Source organism: Rhizobium sp. N731 (assembly GCF_001664145.1).
Taxonomy (GTDB): domain Bacteria; phylum Pseudomonadota; class Alphaproteobacteria; order Rhizobiales; family Rhizobiaceae; genus Rhizobium; species Rhizobium esperanzae.
Genome location: NZ_CP013601.1, coordinates 1,611,388 through 1,626,183 on the forward strand (window position 1 = coordinate 1,611,388; position 14,796 = coordinate 1,626,183).

Sequence of the window (14,796 nt, forward strand, 5' to 3'; positions counted from 1 at the left end):
TCAGGAGGCGAGCATCAGGTCCATGTTCTGCACGGCCGCACCCGAGGCACCCTTGCCGAGATTGTCGAGCAGCGCCACCAGATTGACCTGGGGACCCCCCGGCGTGCCGAAGACGAAGAGCTTCATCGTGTCCTTGCCTTCGAGTTCGACGGCATTGACGCGGGCAAGCACCTTGCTGTCGGAAAGCGGCACGACGGTGACGATATCCTGTCCGGCATAATGCGCGACGAGGGCGGCATGAATGCTTTCCATCGTCGTGCCCTCGGCGAGATCGTCGAGATGCAGCGGCACCTGCACGATCATGCCCTGCGCGAACTTGCCGACCGATGGCGAGAAGATCGGTGCGCGGTCGAGCAGGCCGTGCACGGTCATTTCGGGCACATGTTTGTGAGTGAGCGGCAGGCCATAAAGGAAATGCGGCGCGGTGATCGCATCTGGATGATCCGGGTTTTCCATCTGCGCGATCATCTGCTTGCCGCCGCCGGTATAACCGGAGACTGCGTTAACCGTCACCGGATAGCCATCCGGCAGAATTCCGGCGGCGCGAAGCGGCCGGATAAGGCCGATCGCGCCCGTGGGATAGCAGCCGGGGTTCGAGACGAAGCGGGCGGAAGCGATTTTCTCGGCCTGCTCTTTGTCCATTTCGGCAAAGCCGTAGGCCCAGCCGGGATTGACGCGGAAGGCCGTCGAGGTGTCGATAACGCGGACGTTGTTGTTGGCCGAAACCATCTGAACTGCTTCCTTCGACGCGTCGTCGGGCAGGCACAAGATGGCGATGTCGGCGCCGTTCAGCATATCTTCGCGCATGGCGGCATTGCGCCGCTCGGCCTCGGGAATGGACAGAAGCTCGACATCGCGGCGGCCGGCCATGCGCGTGCGGATCTGCAGACCCGTTGTGCCGTGTTCGCCATCGATGAAGATTTTCGGTGCCATGTTAGACCTGCGCTTTCAATGGGTTCTGAGGATTTCCGGATTCAATTTGAACGATGATAAATCAGCCTTGTGACACCGCAATGGCGCGTCGCTCGGCATGAAGGCCAAGCATATACATTGCCACCGTTGCCCCCGCAATGGCGGTGATATCGGCATGATCGTAGGGCGGCGACACTTCGACCACGTCGGCGCCGCGGATATCGAGTTGGTGCAGACGCTGCAGCACCGAGAGGATCTTGGCGCTCGATGGTCCGCCGGCAACCGGCGTGCCGGTACCTGGCGCAAAGGCCGGATCCAGGCAATCGATATCGAAGGTGAGATAGGCAGGGGCGCCGCGCGTATGAGAGATGATTGCCGAGGCGATGTCGCCGGCATTCATGTCTTCGACCTGATGACCATAGAGAATATTGAGGCCGCAATCCTCCGGCGCATGGGTGCGGATGCCGATCTGGATCGAGCGGTCAGGATCGATGATGCCCTCGCGCACGGCCCGCGCCACGAAGGAGCCATGGTCGATACGCCGCTCTTCGTCGAACCAGGTATCCTGGTGAGCGTCGAACTGCACGAGTGCGAGAGGCCCGTGTTTTGCCGCATGGGCTTTCAGCAGCGGCCATGTGACGTAGTGATCGCCGCCGAGCGTCAGCAGAAAGGCGCCGCTGTCGAGGATCGCGTTGGCCTGGCGTTCGATGGCACCAGGTGTGTCCTGATGATTGCCGTAGTCGAGCAGACAATCGCCATAGTCGATCACCGCCATGTCGGCAAACAGGTCCCGGTTGAAGGGATATTGCGCATCATTGTCGAAAATCGCCGAGGCGCGCCGGATCGCCTGCGGGCCGAAGCGCGTGCCCGGCCTGTTCGATGTGGCGGCGTCGAAGGGAATGCCCCAAACGGCGACATCGACGCCGGTAAGTTCTTTGGTGAAGCGGCGGCGCATGAAGGACAGCGCACCGGCAAAGGTGGGATCGCTGGCGGCCGAAGTGAGGCTGGTCGCCATGAAGGCATGATCAATGGTCTTGTTCGCCAAGGGGGGCTCCTTCTCTGTGGGCGCTAACGTAGTCGCGTTCGATGTCGACCTTATATTGCCAGGCCACCGATCACGACCAAACCGGCTGATGGCGTCCGCCCGATCCTGCCCCGAAAGGAACTGATGTTTCCTTTCGGGGCAGGTAAGGGGTAGGCGAGGTGCGCCGAGATTTCAAGCGATGCCTCGCTTGACGGCCGCTCTGCGTTTTAAGCTGCCGCCATTCCGTGGCAAATTCTCAGACCGCCTTCCGCGCCAGCTGGCGCAATCCGGCCAGCGTTATCAGCGCTGCCGCGCCGGTATAGGCTGCGAGCGGCCAGGTCGTGTCGCCGTCGAGCAGAATCACGAACAATGTGCCTGCAACAGCGACCAGCAGGCTTTCGACGCAGAAGTAGAGCGCCACGGCTGTTCCCGCGGTATTGCCGAAAGCAGCAAGCGCACCATTAGCCGTGACGGCTGTCGCAAAGACAATGCCGATCGCGATGATCCACATCGGCAGGATGAGGCCGATAAGCGGTGCCTGCAGAAACATCTCTCCTGTGCCAAGCATGACCGCGCCGACAAGCAGCATCGCCATGCCTATTGCGAGACTGCCTGCGATGCCCCAGCGTGTGACGAAGCGGCTGGCAAAGCGCGCTGTCACGATCATCACCAAGGCCACCGAGGCAAAGATGAAGCTGAAGGTGATGCCGGAAAAGCCGGCCCGATCGATCAGGATGCGGGGTGCGGTCGAGAAGAAGACGAAGAAGGCTCCCATCGCCGCGCTGAAGCCGGTCGTGTAGATCCAGAAGGAAAAGCTCGCGAGGATCGGGCGTATGGCAATGCTTGTCGCCGTCGTAGCGGGGCAGGTTTCATGCCACCGCATGCCGGCATTGAGAATTGCGACGGTCGACAGCAGGCCGATGACGAGAAAGATGGCTCGCCACCCATAATGGTCGGCAATCACCGCGCCGACGATTGGCCCGAACGCAGGCACAAGCGATAGCAGGGACCCGAGCAGGCTATAGATCACGCTGCTTTCCGGCCGTTCGGCGTAGACGTCGCGCACTGTTGCGAAGGTGGCGACAAGAGCCGCCGAGGCGCCGATCGCCTGCAACAATCGCAAGGCCACGAAGAGGAGGGCGGATGAGGCCCCGGCAAGCAGAAAGGACGCAAAGGCAAAGAGTGCCGCCCCGCCGAGCAGCACGGGCCGTCGCCCGACGATATCGGAGATCGGACCAAAGACAATCTGGCCGACGCCGAGCACAAGCATGTAGAGGCTGAGGGTCAACTGGATGACTTCAGGCGAGGTGCCGAGCGCCTGGGGCATCGTCGGTACGACCGGTAGATAGATGTCCATGGCAAGCGACGCCAGGATGTCGAAAGGAGCCATCAGCAACAAGCTTGCCGGCACGGAGTAATTCCACGACGGAATTTTCGGGTAAGACATGGGTAAGATCCGCTCAAATGATTTTCATTCGGCGGCGATCTGTCATTCATCAGTATCGGATTTGCTGGGACAGATGCCGCAACAACAGCGCAAAGTTGTTGCGGCTTAGTCGTCTGCGGACTGGGCTGTTCCCATGATGCGACCTTGATTGCGGCTCCGCTCGTTCGCGAAGCGGTTTGTCGGATTTCTACCAGCAGAACCGGAGTGCGGCAATGGCGACCGGCGAGGCGATGCCGGGATTCATCGAACGCCAAAACAAAAAGGCCGGGTTTCCCCGGCCTTCGTAATTCCGTCTGTCCGAAGCGATTAACGCTTGGAGAACTGGAAGGAGCGGCGGGCCTTTGCCTTGCCGTATTTCTTGCGTTCGACGACGCGGCTGTCGCGGGTCAGGAAGCCGCCCTTCTTCAGCACCGAGCGCAGGCCCGGTTCGAAGTAGGTGAGCGCCTTGGACAGGCCGTGGCGAACAGCACCGGCCTGGCCGGAGAGGCCGCCGCCGGCAACGGTTGCGACGATGTCGAGCTGGCCGTCACGGGCAGCCGCGACGATCGGCTGGCGCAGGATCATCTGCAGCACCGGACGGGCGAAATATTCCGCGAATTCCTTGCCGTTGACGATGATCTTGCCGGAGCCCGGCTTGACCCAGACGCGGGCGACGGCGTTCTTGCGCTTGCCGGTCGCGTAGGAGCGGCCGAGCGAATCGACCTTGCGGACGTGGGCCGGAGCAGCGGCTTCGGAAGCCGTGCCGAGTTCCTTCAGGGAGGAGAGGTCAGCCATATCAGGCGCTCCTTACGTTCTTTTTGTTGAGCGCGGCAACGTCGAGGGCGACCGGCTGCTGGGCTTCATGAGGATGGTTGGAGCCGGCGTAGACGCGCAGGTTCTTCATCTGGCGACGGCCGAGCGGGCCGCGCGGAACCATGCGTTCGACGGCCTTTTCGAGGACGCGCTCCGGGAAGCGGCCTTCGATGATCTGGCGTGCGGTGCGTTCCTTGATGCCGCCGGCATAACCGGTGTGCCAGTAGTAGACCTTGTCGGAATACTTCTTGCCGGTGAAAACGACCTTGTCGGCATTGATGACGATGACGTTATCGCCGTCGTCAACGTGGGGCGTGAAGGTTGCCTTGTGCTTGCCGCGCAGGCGCATAGCGATGATGGAAGCGAGACGGCCAACGACCAGCCCTTCGGCGTCGATGATCACCCACTTCTTCTCCACCTCTGCCGGCTTCTGTGAGAAGGTTGCCATAGTGAATACTCTCTTTTAGGACCCTTGGCCCGAGGGCTTTAAGGGCGTTTCTTGTTGCTTGGATTGGCAGGCGCAAGACATGCCAAAAAGAAAGCAGCCCGGAAGGCTGCGTTCTGGCGCGGTGTATAAAGGGAATGTGACATCGGGTCAATATCGACATTTTTGACGATCTGAAAAAAATAATAATAAAAACAGCAACTTATTTGTGCGGTATTATAATACCTCAAATTTGCCGGATCTCAGGAGGGCGCGTTTCGCCCTTCTAGCGCTGCCGCGACCTGGATTGGGACGCGCCGGGCCACGGTCCAGAGCGCTCCTAATCCTTGAACTCCCGTAGGCATTTCATTATTTCCCGAAGGCCGCGTGTCAGATGTTTGTCCCGGCGCAGAACCATGCCGAGGCGGCGCGTGAGCTTTGGTTTCAGCGAAGATGTCGTCACGAGACCGGCACGGTCGCGCTTTAGCGCAAGCTCCGGCAGGATCGACCAGCCGAGCCCCACTGCCACCAGTTCCTTGATCGCCTCGACGCTGCCGAACTCCATCGCGGGGCGGGTCCTGATATCAGGAGCGCCCAGCCAGGCGTCGATTCCCCGTCTGGTATTGCCTCCCTCATAAAGCAGCAGCGTCCTGTCGCGCATGAAGGCAGCGTCCGGTCCGCCTTCGGGCACGAGGCTGCCGACGGGAGCAACCGCCAGCAACTCCTCCTCGTAGAACGGTTCGATCTCGAAGTTTCGTCCCGAGGCCGGCAGAGCGACGACGGCGATGTCGAGACTGTTGGCCTCCAGATCGCGCAGAATGTCGTCGGCATTGCCGATATGGACGGTGATTTCGAGGCCGGGCATGGATTTCCTGGCGGCGGCGATGGCGCGCGGGAGCAGGTGGATCGAGGCGGTGCCGCCGCTGCCGATGCGCACGCGGCCGCTGGCGCCATCCCTGTGCGGCAGCATCGCCTCTTCCGCCGCGGCCGCTTGCTGAAGCAGACGCCTTGCATGCGAAAGCAGGTCGAGGCCTGCCGCCGTCGGCTGCGCCCGCCGACCGACACGCTCGATCAGCCGGATGCCGAGCCGTTGTTCGAGGCCTTTGACCTGCAGGCTTACAGCCGGTTGCGTCACGCCCTCCTTGTCGGCGGCGGCGGTAAAGCTTCCGAGATCGGCGACGTTGACGAAGCTCGCGAGCTGATCGAGATTGAGCGGCACTAAAAGAATTCCTTATGCATATTATAATATCCATAAGCTTCTTTCGCTGCGCCTTCCAGCGCATCTTTCGTCCATCGGGAAAGGATGAAGAGATGACCGTGGAATTCGATGAAATCTTGGAGATACCGCTCAGCGCCCTTCGGCCGAAATGTCGTGAGACGGCGCGTTGGGGCAGGCGGCTGCTGTCGGTCATCGAGTGCCGGCTCGAAAAGCGGCGCAGCCGCCGCAAACTGTCGGAACTCACCGATGACGAGCTTCGCGATATCGGTCTGACCCGTGCACAGGCGACGGCCGAGATATCGAAATCGTGGTTCTGGTCCTAATCACGCCGTGGCGGGGAGGGCGGATCCTGCTCGAAATTATCTGTGCCTTGTGGCAGAACAGCTGTGTGGAAATCCAAGCGCAGGGAGCAGCATCATGGCCGAAATCGTATCCTTCCGAAAGGACGCGGAGAGGGCGGACGGATTGTTGCTCCGTTCGCTGCGCGATGGCGTGCTGCGGCTTATGCTCAACGACCCGCCGGCCAACGCACTTTCAATCGCGCTTCTCGAGGCGCTGATGGCCGAGCTCGAAAAGGCGGGATCGGACGCGGATGTGCGCGTCGTCGTCATCGCCTCGACTGGCTCCGTCTTTTCCGCCGGCCATGACCTCAAGGAGCTCACCGCCCATCGCGTCGACGAAGACCAAGGCGCTGCGTTCTTCGAGAAAAGCTTCCGACTCTGCGCCGATCTGATGCTGAGGATCACCCATCTGCCGAAACCCGTCATCGCCGAGATCGACGGGCTTGCAACCGCTGCCGGCTGTCAACTCGTTGCCTCCTGTGATCTGGCGATCTGCACGGACACGTCGACGTTCTGCACGCCGGGCGTCAATATCGGCCTGTTCTGTTCGACGCCGATGGTGGCGGTAACCCGTGCCGCCCATCGCAAGCAGGCGATGGAGATGCTTCTGACCGGCGAGACGATCGATGCTTCGACCGCCAAGGATTTCGGCCTCGTCAACCGCATCGTGCCGAAGCAGTATCTGGCGCAGGTCGTTTCCAAATATGCGGCGGTGATTGCCGGCAAATCGCCATTGACCTTGAAGATCGGCAAGGAGGCCTTCTATCGGCAGCTCGAACTGCCGGTGGAGGCTGCCTATGACTATGCCTCCAAGGTGATGGTGGAGAACATGCTCACGCCGGATGCGCAGGAGGGCATCGGCGCCTTTCTCGGCAAGCGCAAGCCGGAGTGGAAAGGCGAATGATCAGGCGAGTTTCAGAACCAGCACGCCGATCGCGATGACGACGCCGGCGACGTAACGCCAGATGCCGGCTTTTTCCTTGAAGACGGCATCCGAGAGCACCAGCGCAAACAGGATCGCAGTTTCCCGCAGTGCGGCAACGGTCGCCACCGGCGCCTTCGTCATCGCCCAAAGTGCCAGTCCGTAGGATGCAATCGATCCCGCGCCGCCGATCAGGCCGCGCCACCAATTGCGGCGAACGTGATGCAACACCGTCAGGCTGCCGCGCTGCGACGCCGCCCAGGCAAACAGCAGTATCGGCGGCAGCAGCGACATCCACAACGTATAGGAAACCGCATTGCCTGAAAGACGCGCGCCGATGCCGTCGACATAAGTGTAGCTGGCGATGACGAAGGCATTGGCAATGGAGAAGGCGACCGCATGGCCGCTGCTGCGCCGAGCCTCCAGGGCGAGCGTTAGGACGCCGGCTGAAATCGTCATGATCCCGGCAAGAGCGGCGGCGGAAAGATGTTCGCGCAGGACGACACCGCTTGTCGCGGCGACCAGCAGCGGCGCGCAACCACGCATCAGCGGATAGACGAGGCCGATATCACCGGCTCGGTAGGCGGCGGCAACCAGCTGGAAATAGGCGAACTGCAGGATGGCCGAGGCGCCGATGAACGGCCAGGCTGCACTTTGCGGCAACGGCAGAAATGCCAGAAACGGCAACGCGGACACTGCGCCGCCGGCCGAAATCAACGCCGCATCCAGGGATTTATCGCTTCCCGCTTTGACGATCGCGTTCCATGTCGCATGCAGCAGTGCACCGAACAGAACGAGCAGGATGACGTCGAGAGGCAAGGGATAAATCCGGTGCTGCGGAGGAAGGCGAACCGCCTCGCCCCGACGGGGCAGAATTGTGGAAAGACAACTGATATTTGCACGAAAATGCATTGCCGCGGTCGCGGATGCGTTTTCGGGTCCAATACCATCCTTTCAATATGCAAACAATGTCGGGGTCTGACGACAAGTTTTACGTGCGCGCGATATGCGTTCAATCCACGCGATCTTCGCAACTATGAGATGCTTCTAATGGACGAGAGAACACATCGTGATCTTATGGGGAACAGATGGTGAAAACGGCTGGGGGAACTCCCGAGCTGTTCTTTCTATGCTGCTGAAATACAGATATTATTCTATAACTTTGACATAGGCGAAAAAAGAAGCTTTGGATTGTATATTCTCGGAGAAATCGCAGCGCGCGATTGAACTCTAAGCCTGTTTGCAAGCGCGAAAGGCAAACGGCGCCTGCAGGGCGCGCGGCGGCGGCGACGTCAGAGCTGATGATGCGGAACGAAGAGCATCCCGTCAAGGTTGTCTATGCTCTGGCAATTCAGAACCGGGCAGCGGGGATCATCCTTTGCCGGGATATGAGTCCATTCCGCATAATCGGTTGCGTCGCAATAATTGCTGTTGCGGACGTAGCGATCATAAAGCGGCAGCCCGCGGGGACATTGGTAGCGGAAGATGACGGCGCCCTGATTGTGGATGGCCGCCCGCACGTTGGCGCAGCTCATGGTGAGCGGATTGTAGCGCGAGATCGCCGCTGCCGGTGATGCGGCGAGCACAAGCATGACGGCAAGAGCAATTTTTCTCACTGAATCATCCTCAGGGCCATTCAACTCCTATATACGCAGAACGCGTGCAGCCGGTTTGCCGAAATGAAAAAATGCCGGCGGACTCAAAGGCATTCTCGGAATGGAGAAACGGATATGAATCACGACGCCTACACGGATGATTATCTCGCCGGAATCCTGCAGTCGGTAAAGACCATCGCGCTGACCGGTGCCTCGCCCAATCCGGCCCGGCCGAGCAACGGCGTCATGGGCTATCTGCTGTCGCGCGGCTATGAGGTGATACCCGTCAATCCGGGGCAGGCGGGCAAACAGATCCAGGGCCGCACCGTCTACGCCCGGCTTGCCGACGTTCCGGTGCCGATCGATATGATCGATGTCTTTCGCGCCGTCGAATATCTCGATAGGGTTGTTGAGGAGGCGTTGGCGCTGAGGCCGTTGCCGAAGGTGATTTGGGCTCAGCTTGGCGTCCGCGACGATTCCGCGGCGGCAAAGGCGGAGGCTGCCGGCATTAAAGTGGTGATGAACCGCTGCCCGGCGATCGAATATCCTCGTCTCATTGCCTGAGCAGGGCTGCCCTGAGACGGATTTTCCACCGAACGCCCAAGGGTTGAAACGGATCGCGATTAACTTTCGTCGGCGACAAGCTATGATCCTGCCCGGTGAACAACAATTCGGAGGGCGACATGGCCAAGAACGATCCTGGATTCAACACCTTGGCGGTCCACGCAGGCGCACAGCCCGATCCGGCGACCGGCGCACGGGTGACGCCGATCTACCAGACGACCGCTTTCGTCTTTAACGATTCCGATCATGCCGCCGACCTCTTCGGCCTGCAGGCCTTCGGTAATATCTACACCCGCATCATGAACCCGACGCAGGCCGTGCTCGAGGAACGCGTCGCCGCGCTCGAGGGCGGCACGGCGGCCCTTGCCGTCGCCTCCGGCCATGCGGCGCAGATGATCGTCTTCCACACCATCATGCGCCCGGGCGAAAATTTCATCGCCGCCCGCAAACTCTATGGCGGCTCGATCAATCAGTTCGGCCATGCTTTCGAGAATTTCGGCTGGCAGGTGCGCTGGGCCGATTCTGCCGATCCGGCGAGCTTCGAAAGCCAGATCGACGACAAGACCCGCGGCATCTTTATCGAAAGCCTTGCCAATCCGGGCGGTACCTTCGTCGATATCGCCGCCATTGCCGACGTCGCGCATCGTCACGGCCTGCCGCTGATCGTCGACAATACGATGGCAACACCCTATCTCATCCGTCCGATCGAACACGGCGCCGATATCGTCGTGCATTCGCTGACAAAATTTCTCGGCGGCCACGGCAATTCCATGGGCGGCCTTATCGTCGACGGCGGCACCTTTGACTGGTCGAAGTCAGGCAATTACCCGATGCTGTCGAGCCCGCGGCCGGAGTATAACGGCATGGTGCTGCACGCGACTTTCGGCAATTTCGCCTTCGCGATCGCTGCCCGCGTGCTCGGCCTGCGCGACCTCGGTCCTGCGATTTCGCCCTTCAATGCCTTCCTGATCCTGACCGGCATCGAGACCCTGCCGCTCAGAATGCAGCGCCACAGCGACAATGCCATCGCTGTCGCCCGGTGGCTGAAGGCGCACAGCAAGATCGCCTGGGTGAATTATGCCGGCCTCGAAGACGATCCGAACCATGCCCTGCAGCAGCGTTATTCGCCGAAGGGCGCAGGCTCCGTCTTCACCTTCGGCGTCAGGGGCGGTTACGAGGCTGGCAAGACGCTGGTCGAAGGACTTGAGCTCTTCTCCCATCTTGCCAATGTCGGCGACACCCGCTCGCTCGTCATTCATCCGGCCTCGACAACGCACCGGCAGCTGAACGATGAGCAGAAGATCGCCGCCGGTGCCGGACCCGATGTGGTGCGCCTTTCCATCGGCATCGAGGACGTCAAGGACATCATCGCCGATCTCGAACAGGCGCTCTCCAAGATCTAGTGTAGTTCGTCACATACCTCTGACACCTACGTCCGCCTCTGAATTGAGATTACGCCGGCCATGGAAGGAGCAGACACAATTATTGCAGTGGAAGACAACGGGGCAGGCTGCCCGCCCGACCCTGGCGACGCGGTCGGATCGAAACTCGTCAAGCTGATCGCGGCAGTTCGACGGCGTGGTAATAAGGCACCCTTCGGACTGGGATGTCGTGTCGAAGTCAGGCTGAGGTCGTCGCCTCGAGGCTGACGGCGTCTTGGGGCTTCTGACGCGTCGCCTCGCTCCCCATCGGGCCGCGTGAAGCCCGCCCTTTGTTGTCAACAGTAGGAGGGTGGTAGAAGGGCATCACAAAACACCGCTGCCTGCACGCTCGCAAGCTGATCGTAGGATAGGCTTTCAGGCTCAAAGCTCATGGCACTCCTCCTTCGTGATACGAAGGAAACAGCGAACAGATAATTTGGTTCGCGATGGGGACTTAGATCCGAGAAGCCATGGCCGGAAGGCGTACCGCCATCATGAAGGTAGGTCCCGACAGCTTCTGGAAGGGCAGCGCAGGAGCGGAACACCGCCCCTGTTGTGCCGGTTAGCCACACAAGCGTTGGCGCTACACGCGCTATCGTTCGTGTAGGGCCTTCGAAATACCTGTCCAATAACGGCCCTGTCGCTACGTCGGTCCCGCCAGCGGGCCTCGACGATAGGTTGGATGAACGTACATCATTTATTACTTCGCAGCTGCGGTAATTATCATACGATTTAGAACGCTAAATAAATACAAAAATCAGTTGCTTACTCGAAATTTCTCGACTAGGTTTTTTTACAGGGGAACTCCGAAATAACCGGCTCTCGCCGACGATACTCAGCGGTCTGCTGACCTCGCTTGAGGGGAGGATGATGACGTTGTTTGTCCGACTTCGTTTCTTCGCAATGGTGCAGCGAATGCGTGATCTCGTCTCGATCCGATACCGACCTACGACGGCAATCTGACGCGTCGTAAATCCTTTGTTCCGCTTTTCTAAGATGGTGCTCCCCGTGTGGCGCGCCCGAGGTTTGTTATGCAAAAGCAAGCTGTCGTATTCAATGGTCAGGAAGTCGGGATCGCGGTCCCTGTCGAAAACCGCCTGAAATTCATCGCTGTCCGCTTCAATGTCATCGATTTGGACAACAGGCTCTTTGACACGGTTACCGAAATCCGGCGCGCCATTACAGAGCATCTCGCGTCCAGCGGTCGCGCGATCGCCTCTCACTGAGTGGCAGGAGATATTCTTCAACGCCACGGCACAACTGGGACTGCAGGCTCACTTATGAAGCCCTGCAAAGCTGCCGCGTTTCAACTTGTGAGGAGATGAGGAATGTTGATCACGAGCGTCCAAGAAACAGAATGGGCCGTGCTCTCGCTGTCCGTTCAATCTTGGTTTAGGCACTACAAGGCCAAACCGGACGACAAAACATCGGAAATAATCTGTAGCGCGGCAATCGACCTTTTCAATCGCGGCCATCGCACCCAGGAGGAACTCACCAGTATATTAATCGCACGGTTCCCCCTGATCGCGCCGGCGCCCGCAGCCTTCCATTAATCGATCCGAGGCAATGGGAACATCTCGAATCTCAGCGCACTCGAAATCCGATACGAGGCCAGCAACAAAGTCTAATAGGCAATAGATGGCGCTTCTCTTATTGGCGGAGTTAGGTCACGCGCCTTGTTCGTATTTCGGCGGTCGCCTCAGTTCTTGACCGAGGCGATCTGGGCATGGTCCCTTATGAAGTAGCTGGCCTCCAGCGCCTGCTCACGTGACGATGGTGTCGCGGTAGTCCCAGAGTTCGCGCAATAGCCTCGCGACCTAAGACGCGGGCGCGCTCGATGAACGATCTAAGGCGTTTCGCCTTTGAAGTGCCGCGCCCGTTGAAGAGGCGGCCCTCGCCAACCTTCGGGGCGGACGTCGTAATGTCGGCCCGACGACCTTTGAAGTACGACCGCCGCCACCTTTTGCTGACCGCGGTGGATGGAGCAATCATGCCTCTCGTCATTCTCACTGGTGCATCTGGGGCCGGGAAAACGACAATTGCCGAAGCTGTTGAGCGGCTGCATGGGCAAGAGATCGACGTCTTTTACAAAGACCGCATCGGCGTTCCGCCCGTCCAGGAGATGGTTCATCAATTCGGCTCTGTCGAAGGATGGCAGAGAGCGGCCATTTTCGGATGGATGGCTCGACTGTCGCCGCTCCTGACAAAGGGGCGCAGCGTCCTGTTTGAGGGCCAGGCGCGCTTTTCCTTTCTGGCCAAAGCTGCCGAACGTGCCGGGATCGGTTTGCATTCCTGTGTCCTGATCGATTGCGACGACGACACCAGAGCCAGCCGCCTTTCCATTGATCGAGGTCAGCCGGAGTTGGCAAATCCGGATATGATGAACTGGGCCGCCTTCCTACGGCATGAAGCAGCGGCATACGGATGCGAAATTCTCGACACGTCGAACTTGACGCTGGAACAGGGAGTTGAACGAGTTCTTCGCGAATTGCGGCGGCAGCGTGTTTGATCCGGACCAGGCTTTGAAGTTTGGCCGTTCCAGTGCGGCGTTCGTCCGCTTCTTCTGGTAAAAAGCATAGAATTCGCGCAGAGGGAGGCCCAGTTGAACCTGACTTTGGAGTTGTTTGTCCAAACGCCTCAGACATCGATTGATTTCTACCGGCGAGTCCTGGGTTTTGAAGTCGAGGGCTCGGCGAGCAGGGAATATACGATGTTGAGAAATGGCGACGCCGTCATCGCGATCAATTCCCAAAGCGTCCTTTCCAGCGATCATCCGTTACGCGGCGAAATCGGCAACAGGGTCGGTCTCGGCGTCGAGATCGTCCTGAAGGTCGCTGATGTCGAGGATGCCTATCGCAAGGCGGAAGAGAGCGGCTGGCCACTTTCCGCCCTCGCCACGCAGCCTTGGGGACTGCGCGACTTTCGCCTTGTCGATCCCGACGGCTACTATGTCAGAGTGACCAGCACCCGTACGAACTGGCCGGTCCGTCATGGCGGCAATGGGCTTCGTGCCAAACACGCTGTGGCTCCGCCGCGGCCACCAGTTGCAAATCCGGTCGTATCAGTTGCTGCCCTTGTCATCAACGCGACACATGTCGCCGTAGCTCAGAGCGCTCGGACATGAGGTCCTTCAGCCCTTTTTTAGTTTCTGCTACTTCGCGTTGGAGCAGTTTTATCGCTCAGTTTTCAATTCCAAATTTCAGGAAACAAGCGTATGTTGCGCGGTCAGGATTGCAGTAATCATGCCTTGAGGGTTCGGGGACAATGTGCTGGAATACATCATCGGCATTCACGCCGGTCGCGCTTGCTTTGCGCGGTCCGGCAACGCGCAAGATCGTCCGAACGCTCGGCGATGCGGCGCATCTCCTGATTAACGACTGGCCTTCCGACGACGGCGAGGAATATGTCTCGGCCGTAAAGGCCTGCGTCGATGCACTTAGCGGGAAAATTGACCCGGAACGATTCCGCGAGGCGCTTTTGCGTGCTGCCGACGAAGCGGGTATCGCTGCTCTAACGGTCGTTCAGCAGCGCGTGGTAGAGCGGCGACCGGACCTGCGCTCAGGCGCGCAGGCATAGCCCCTATTTCAGCCGGCTACTCGTCAACACGGCGTTGCGCCGGACGCGGTGGCAAGGTGGGAGACGGGGCTCCTGACGTTTTCAAGCGCGGTTAATGTCCCGTGCCGACGAGAGATAAATTGAAAAGATTTCAATCAATCGCGCGCAGAACTTCGCCGTGAAGGACATTGATGTCGAAGAGTTCCGTGATGAATTTAATCACCTTCAACCTCGATGGGGTCGAACCCGAGTTCAGCGCCCCCGAGCCCGCTCGGATTATCTCAGGCGATCCGCATTTTCGCACCTGGAATCTGGAGGAAGCCGAAGGCGGCCTTTATTCCGGCATCTGGGAGGCGACACCCGGCAAGTGGCGGATCGTTTATGAGGAGTGGGAATATTTCAGCCTGCTGTCTGGTCATTCGATCATCACGGAGGACGGTGGTGAGCCGGTTCATCTCAAGGCCGGCGACCGGATGATCTTGAGGCCTGGCTTCAAGGGAGCCTGGGAAGTCGTTGAAATGACTCGCAAGGACTATGTGATTAAGGTCTGAACAGCGGCTGCGAGAAGGCGGTCTGTCCC

General features: G+C 59.6%; 17 protein-coding genes and 1 pseudogene. 10 read left to right on the plus strand and 8 right to left on the minus strand.

Translation table 11 applies throughout. The annotated features are described in order from the left end of the window. From argC to AMK02_RS07970, 6 genes are all read right to left on the minus strand, one after another. Positions 1-933 (minus strand): N-acetyl-gamma-glutamyl-phosphate reductase, encoded by a 933-nt coding sequence (gene argC / locus AMK02_RS07945; protein ID WP_064801767.1) that lies wholly within the window; start codon positions 931-933, stop codon positions 1-3. Between the two features lie 61 nt (positions 934-994). Beyond that, positions 995-1,957, minus strand: a complete 963-nt coding sequence (gene speB, locus AMK02_RS07950) for an agmatinase (protein WP_064801769.1) — start codon at positions 1,955-1,957, stop codon at positions 995-997. A 235-nt stretch (positions 1,958-2,192) separates the two neighbouring features. Then, positions 2,193-3,383, minus strand: coding sequence for a CmlA/FloR family chloramphenicol efflux MFS transporter (gene cml / locus AMK02_RS07955; RefSeq protein ID WP_064801771.1), 1,191 nt, complete (start codon positions 3,381-3,383; stop codon positions 2,193-2,195). A 306-nt stretch (positions 3,384-3,689) separates the two neighbouring features. Beyond that, positions 3,690-4,157 carry a 30S ribosomal protein S9 gene (rpsI, locus tag AMK02_RS07960; RefSeq protein WP_064801773.1) on the minus strand — a complete coding sequence of 156 codons (468 nt, stop codon included), beginning with the start codon at positions 4,155-4,157 and terminating at the stop codon, positions 3,690-3,692. A 1-nt stretch (position 4,158) separates the two neighbouring features. Continuing rightward, positions 4,159-4,623 carry a 50S ribosomal protein L13 gene (gene rplM / locus AMK02_RS07965; protein ID WP_012483399.1) on the minus strand — a complete coding sequence of 155 codons (465 nt, stop codon included), beginning with the start codon at positions 4,621-4,623 and terminating at the stop codon, positions 4,159-4,161. A 316-nt stretch (positions 4,624-4,939) separates the two neighbouring features. Further along, positions 4,940-5,818 (minus strand): LysR family transcriptional regulator, encoded by an 879-nt coding sequence (locus AMK02_RS07970; protein WP_064801775.1) that lies wholly within the window; start codon positions 5,816-5,818, stop codon positions 4,940-4,942. Between the two features lie 92 nt (positions 5,819-5,910). Between AMK02_RS07970 and AMK02_RS07975 the strand changes: the two genes are divergently transcribed. Together AMK02_RS07975 and AMK02_RS07980 are read left to right on the plus strand one after the other, a co-directional pair. Then, positions 5,911-6,141, plus strand: a complete 231-nt coding sequence (locus AMK02_RS07975; protein ID WP_064801777.1) for a DUF1127 domain-containing protein — start codon at positions 5,911-5,913, stop codon at positions 6,139-6,141. Positions 6,142-6,235: 94 nt separating this feature from the next. Beyond that, positions 6,236-7,063, plus strand: coding sequence for an enoyl-CoA hydratase (locus AMK02_RS07980; protein ID WP_064801779.1), 828 nt, complete (start codon positions 6,236-6,238; stop codon positions 7,061-7,063). Here the strand turns inward: AMK02_RS07980 and AMK02_RS07985 are convergent, their stop codons facing one another. Then, complete coding sequence (locus tag AMK02_RS07985) at positions 7,064-7,900, minus strand: EamA family transporter (RefSeq protein ID WP_064806075.1); 837 nt, start codon at positions 7,898-7,900, stop codon at positions 7,064-7,066. A 473-nt stretch (positions 7,901-8,373) separates the two neighbouring features. Continuing rightward, entirely contained in the window at positions 8,374-8,697 is a 324-nt protein-coding gene (locus AMK02_RS07990) for a hypothetical protein (protein WP_064801781.1), read from the minus strand. Positions 8,698-8,811: 114 nt separating this feature from the next. On the opposite strand from AMK02_RS07990, the gene AMK02_RS07995 reads away from it, so the two are divergent. From AMK02_RS07995 to AMK02_RS08030, 8 genes and pseudogenes are all read left to right on the plus strand, one after another. After that, positions 8,812-9,240, plus strand: a complete 429-nt coding sequence (locus tag AMK02_RS07995) for a CoA-binding protein (protein ID WP_064801783.1) — start codon at positions 8,812-8,814, stop codon at positions 9,238-9,240. Between the two features lie 119 nt (positions 9,241-9,359). Beyond that, positions 9,360-10,643: an O-acetylhomoserine aminocarboxypropyltransferase gene (locus tag AMK02_RS08000; protein ID WP_064801785.1), complete on the plus strand. Its 1,284-nt coding sequence runs from the start codon at positions 9,360-9,362 to the stop codon at positions 10,641-10,643. 1,049 nt (positions 10,644-11,692) lie between these two features. Then, complete coding sequence (locus tag AMK02_RS08005; protein WP_064801787.1) at positions 11,693-11,887, plus strand: hypothetical protein; 195 nt, start codon at positions 11,693-11,695, stop codon at positions 11,885-11,887. A gap of 102 nt (positions 11,888-11,989) precedes the next feature. After that, the gene (locus AMK02_RS08010; protein WP_064801789.1) at positions 11,990-12,214 is read left to right on the plus strand and encodes a hypothetical protein; all 225 of its coding nucleotides are present in this window, start codon (positions 11,990-11,992) and stop codon (positions 12,212-12,214) included. A gap of 284 nt (positions 12,215-12,498) precedes the next feature. Continuing rightward, positions 12,499-13,170 carry an AAA family ATPase gene (locus AMK02_RS08015; protein ID WP_237358338.1) on the plus strand — a complete coding sequence of 224 codons (672 nt, stop codon included), beginning with the start codon at positions 12,499-12,501 and terminating at the stop codon, positions 13,168-13,170. 93 nt (positions 13,171-13,263) lie between these two features. Next, positions 13,264-13,626: pseudogene (locus AMK02_RS08020) on the plus strand (VOC family protein); the annotation flags it as partial. Positions 13,627-13,925: 299 nt separating this feature from the next. Beyond that, positions 13,926-14,237 carry a DUF982 domain-containing protein gene (locus tag AMK02_RS08025; protein ID WP_064801791.1) on the plus strand — a complete coding sequence of 104 codons (312 nt, stop codon included), beginning with the start codon at positions 13,926-13,928 and terminating at the stop codon, positions 14,235-14,237. Positions 14,238-14,407: 170 nt separating this feature from the next. Further along, positions 14,408-14,767 (plus strand): cupin domain-containing protein, encoded by a 360-nt coding sequence (locus AMK02_RS08030; RefSeq protein WP_189637005.1) that lies wholly within the window; start codon positions 14,408-14,410, stop codon positions 14,765-14,767. Positions 14,768-14,796: the final 29 nt, after the last annotated feature.

Excerpts from the sequence above, each read along its gene's own strand:
- AMK02_RS08005 (WP_064801787.1), top strand. The coding sequence starts at position 11,693 with ATGCAAAAGCAAGCTGTCGTATTCAATGGTCAGGAAGTCGGGATCGCG.
- AMK02_RS08025 (WP_064801791.1), top strand. The coding sequence starts at position 13,926 with ATGTGCTGGAATACATCATCGGCATTCACGCCGGTCGCGCTTGCTTTG.
- cml (WP_064801771.1), bottom strand. The coding sequence starts at position 3,383 with ATGTCTTACCCGAAAATTCCGTCGTGGAATTACTCCGTGCCGGCAAGC.
- AMK02_RS08030 (WP_189637005.1), top strand. The coding sequence starts at position 14,408 with ATGTCGAAGAGTTCCGTGATGAATTTAATCACCTTCAACCTCGATGGG.
- AMK02_RS08010 (WP_064801789.1), top strand. The coding sequence starts at position 11,990 with ATGTTGATCACGAGCGTCCAAGAAACAGAATGGGCCGTGCTCTCGCTG.
- rpsI (WP_064801773.1), bottom strand. The coding sequence starts at position 4,157 with ATGGCTGACCTCTCCTCCCTGAAGGAACTCGGCACGGCTTCCGAAGCC.
- rplM (WP_012483399.1), bottom strand. The coding sequence starts at position 4,623 with ATGGCAACCTTCTCACAGAAGCCGGCAGAGGTGGAGAAGAAGTGGGTG.
- AMK02_RS07980 (WP_064801779.1), top strand. The coding sequence starts at position 6,236 with ATGGCCGAAATCGTATCCTTCCGAAAGGACGCGGAGAGGGCGGACGGA.
- AMK02_RS07995 (WP_064801783.1), top strand. The coding sequence starts at position 8,812 with ATGAATCACGACGCCTACACGGATGATTATCTCGCCGGAATCCTGCAG.
- AMK02_RS08000 (WP_064801785.1), top strand. The coding sequence starts at position 9,360 with ATGGCCAAGAACGATCCTGGATTCAACACCTTGGCGGTCCACGCAGGC.
- AMK02_RS08015 (WP_237358338.1), top strand. The coding sequence starts at position 12,499 with ATGAACGATCTAAGGCGTTTCGCCTTTGAAGTGCCGCGCCCGTTGAAG.
- AMK02_RS07975 (WP_064801777.1), top strand. The coding sequence starts at position 5,911 with ATGACCGTGGAATTCGATGAAATCTTGGAGATACCGCTCAGCGCCCTT.
- argC (WP_064801767.1), bottom strand. The coding sequence starts at position 933 with ATGGCACCGAAAATCTTCATCGATGGCGAACACGGCACAACGGGTCTG.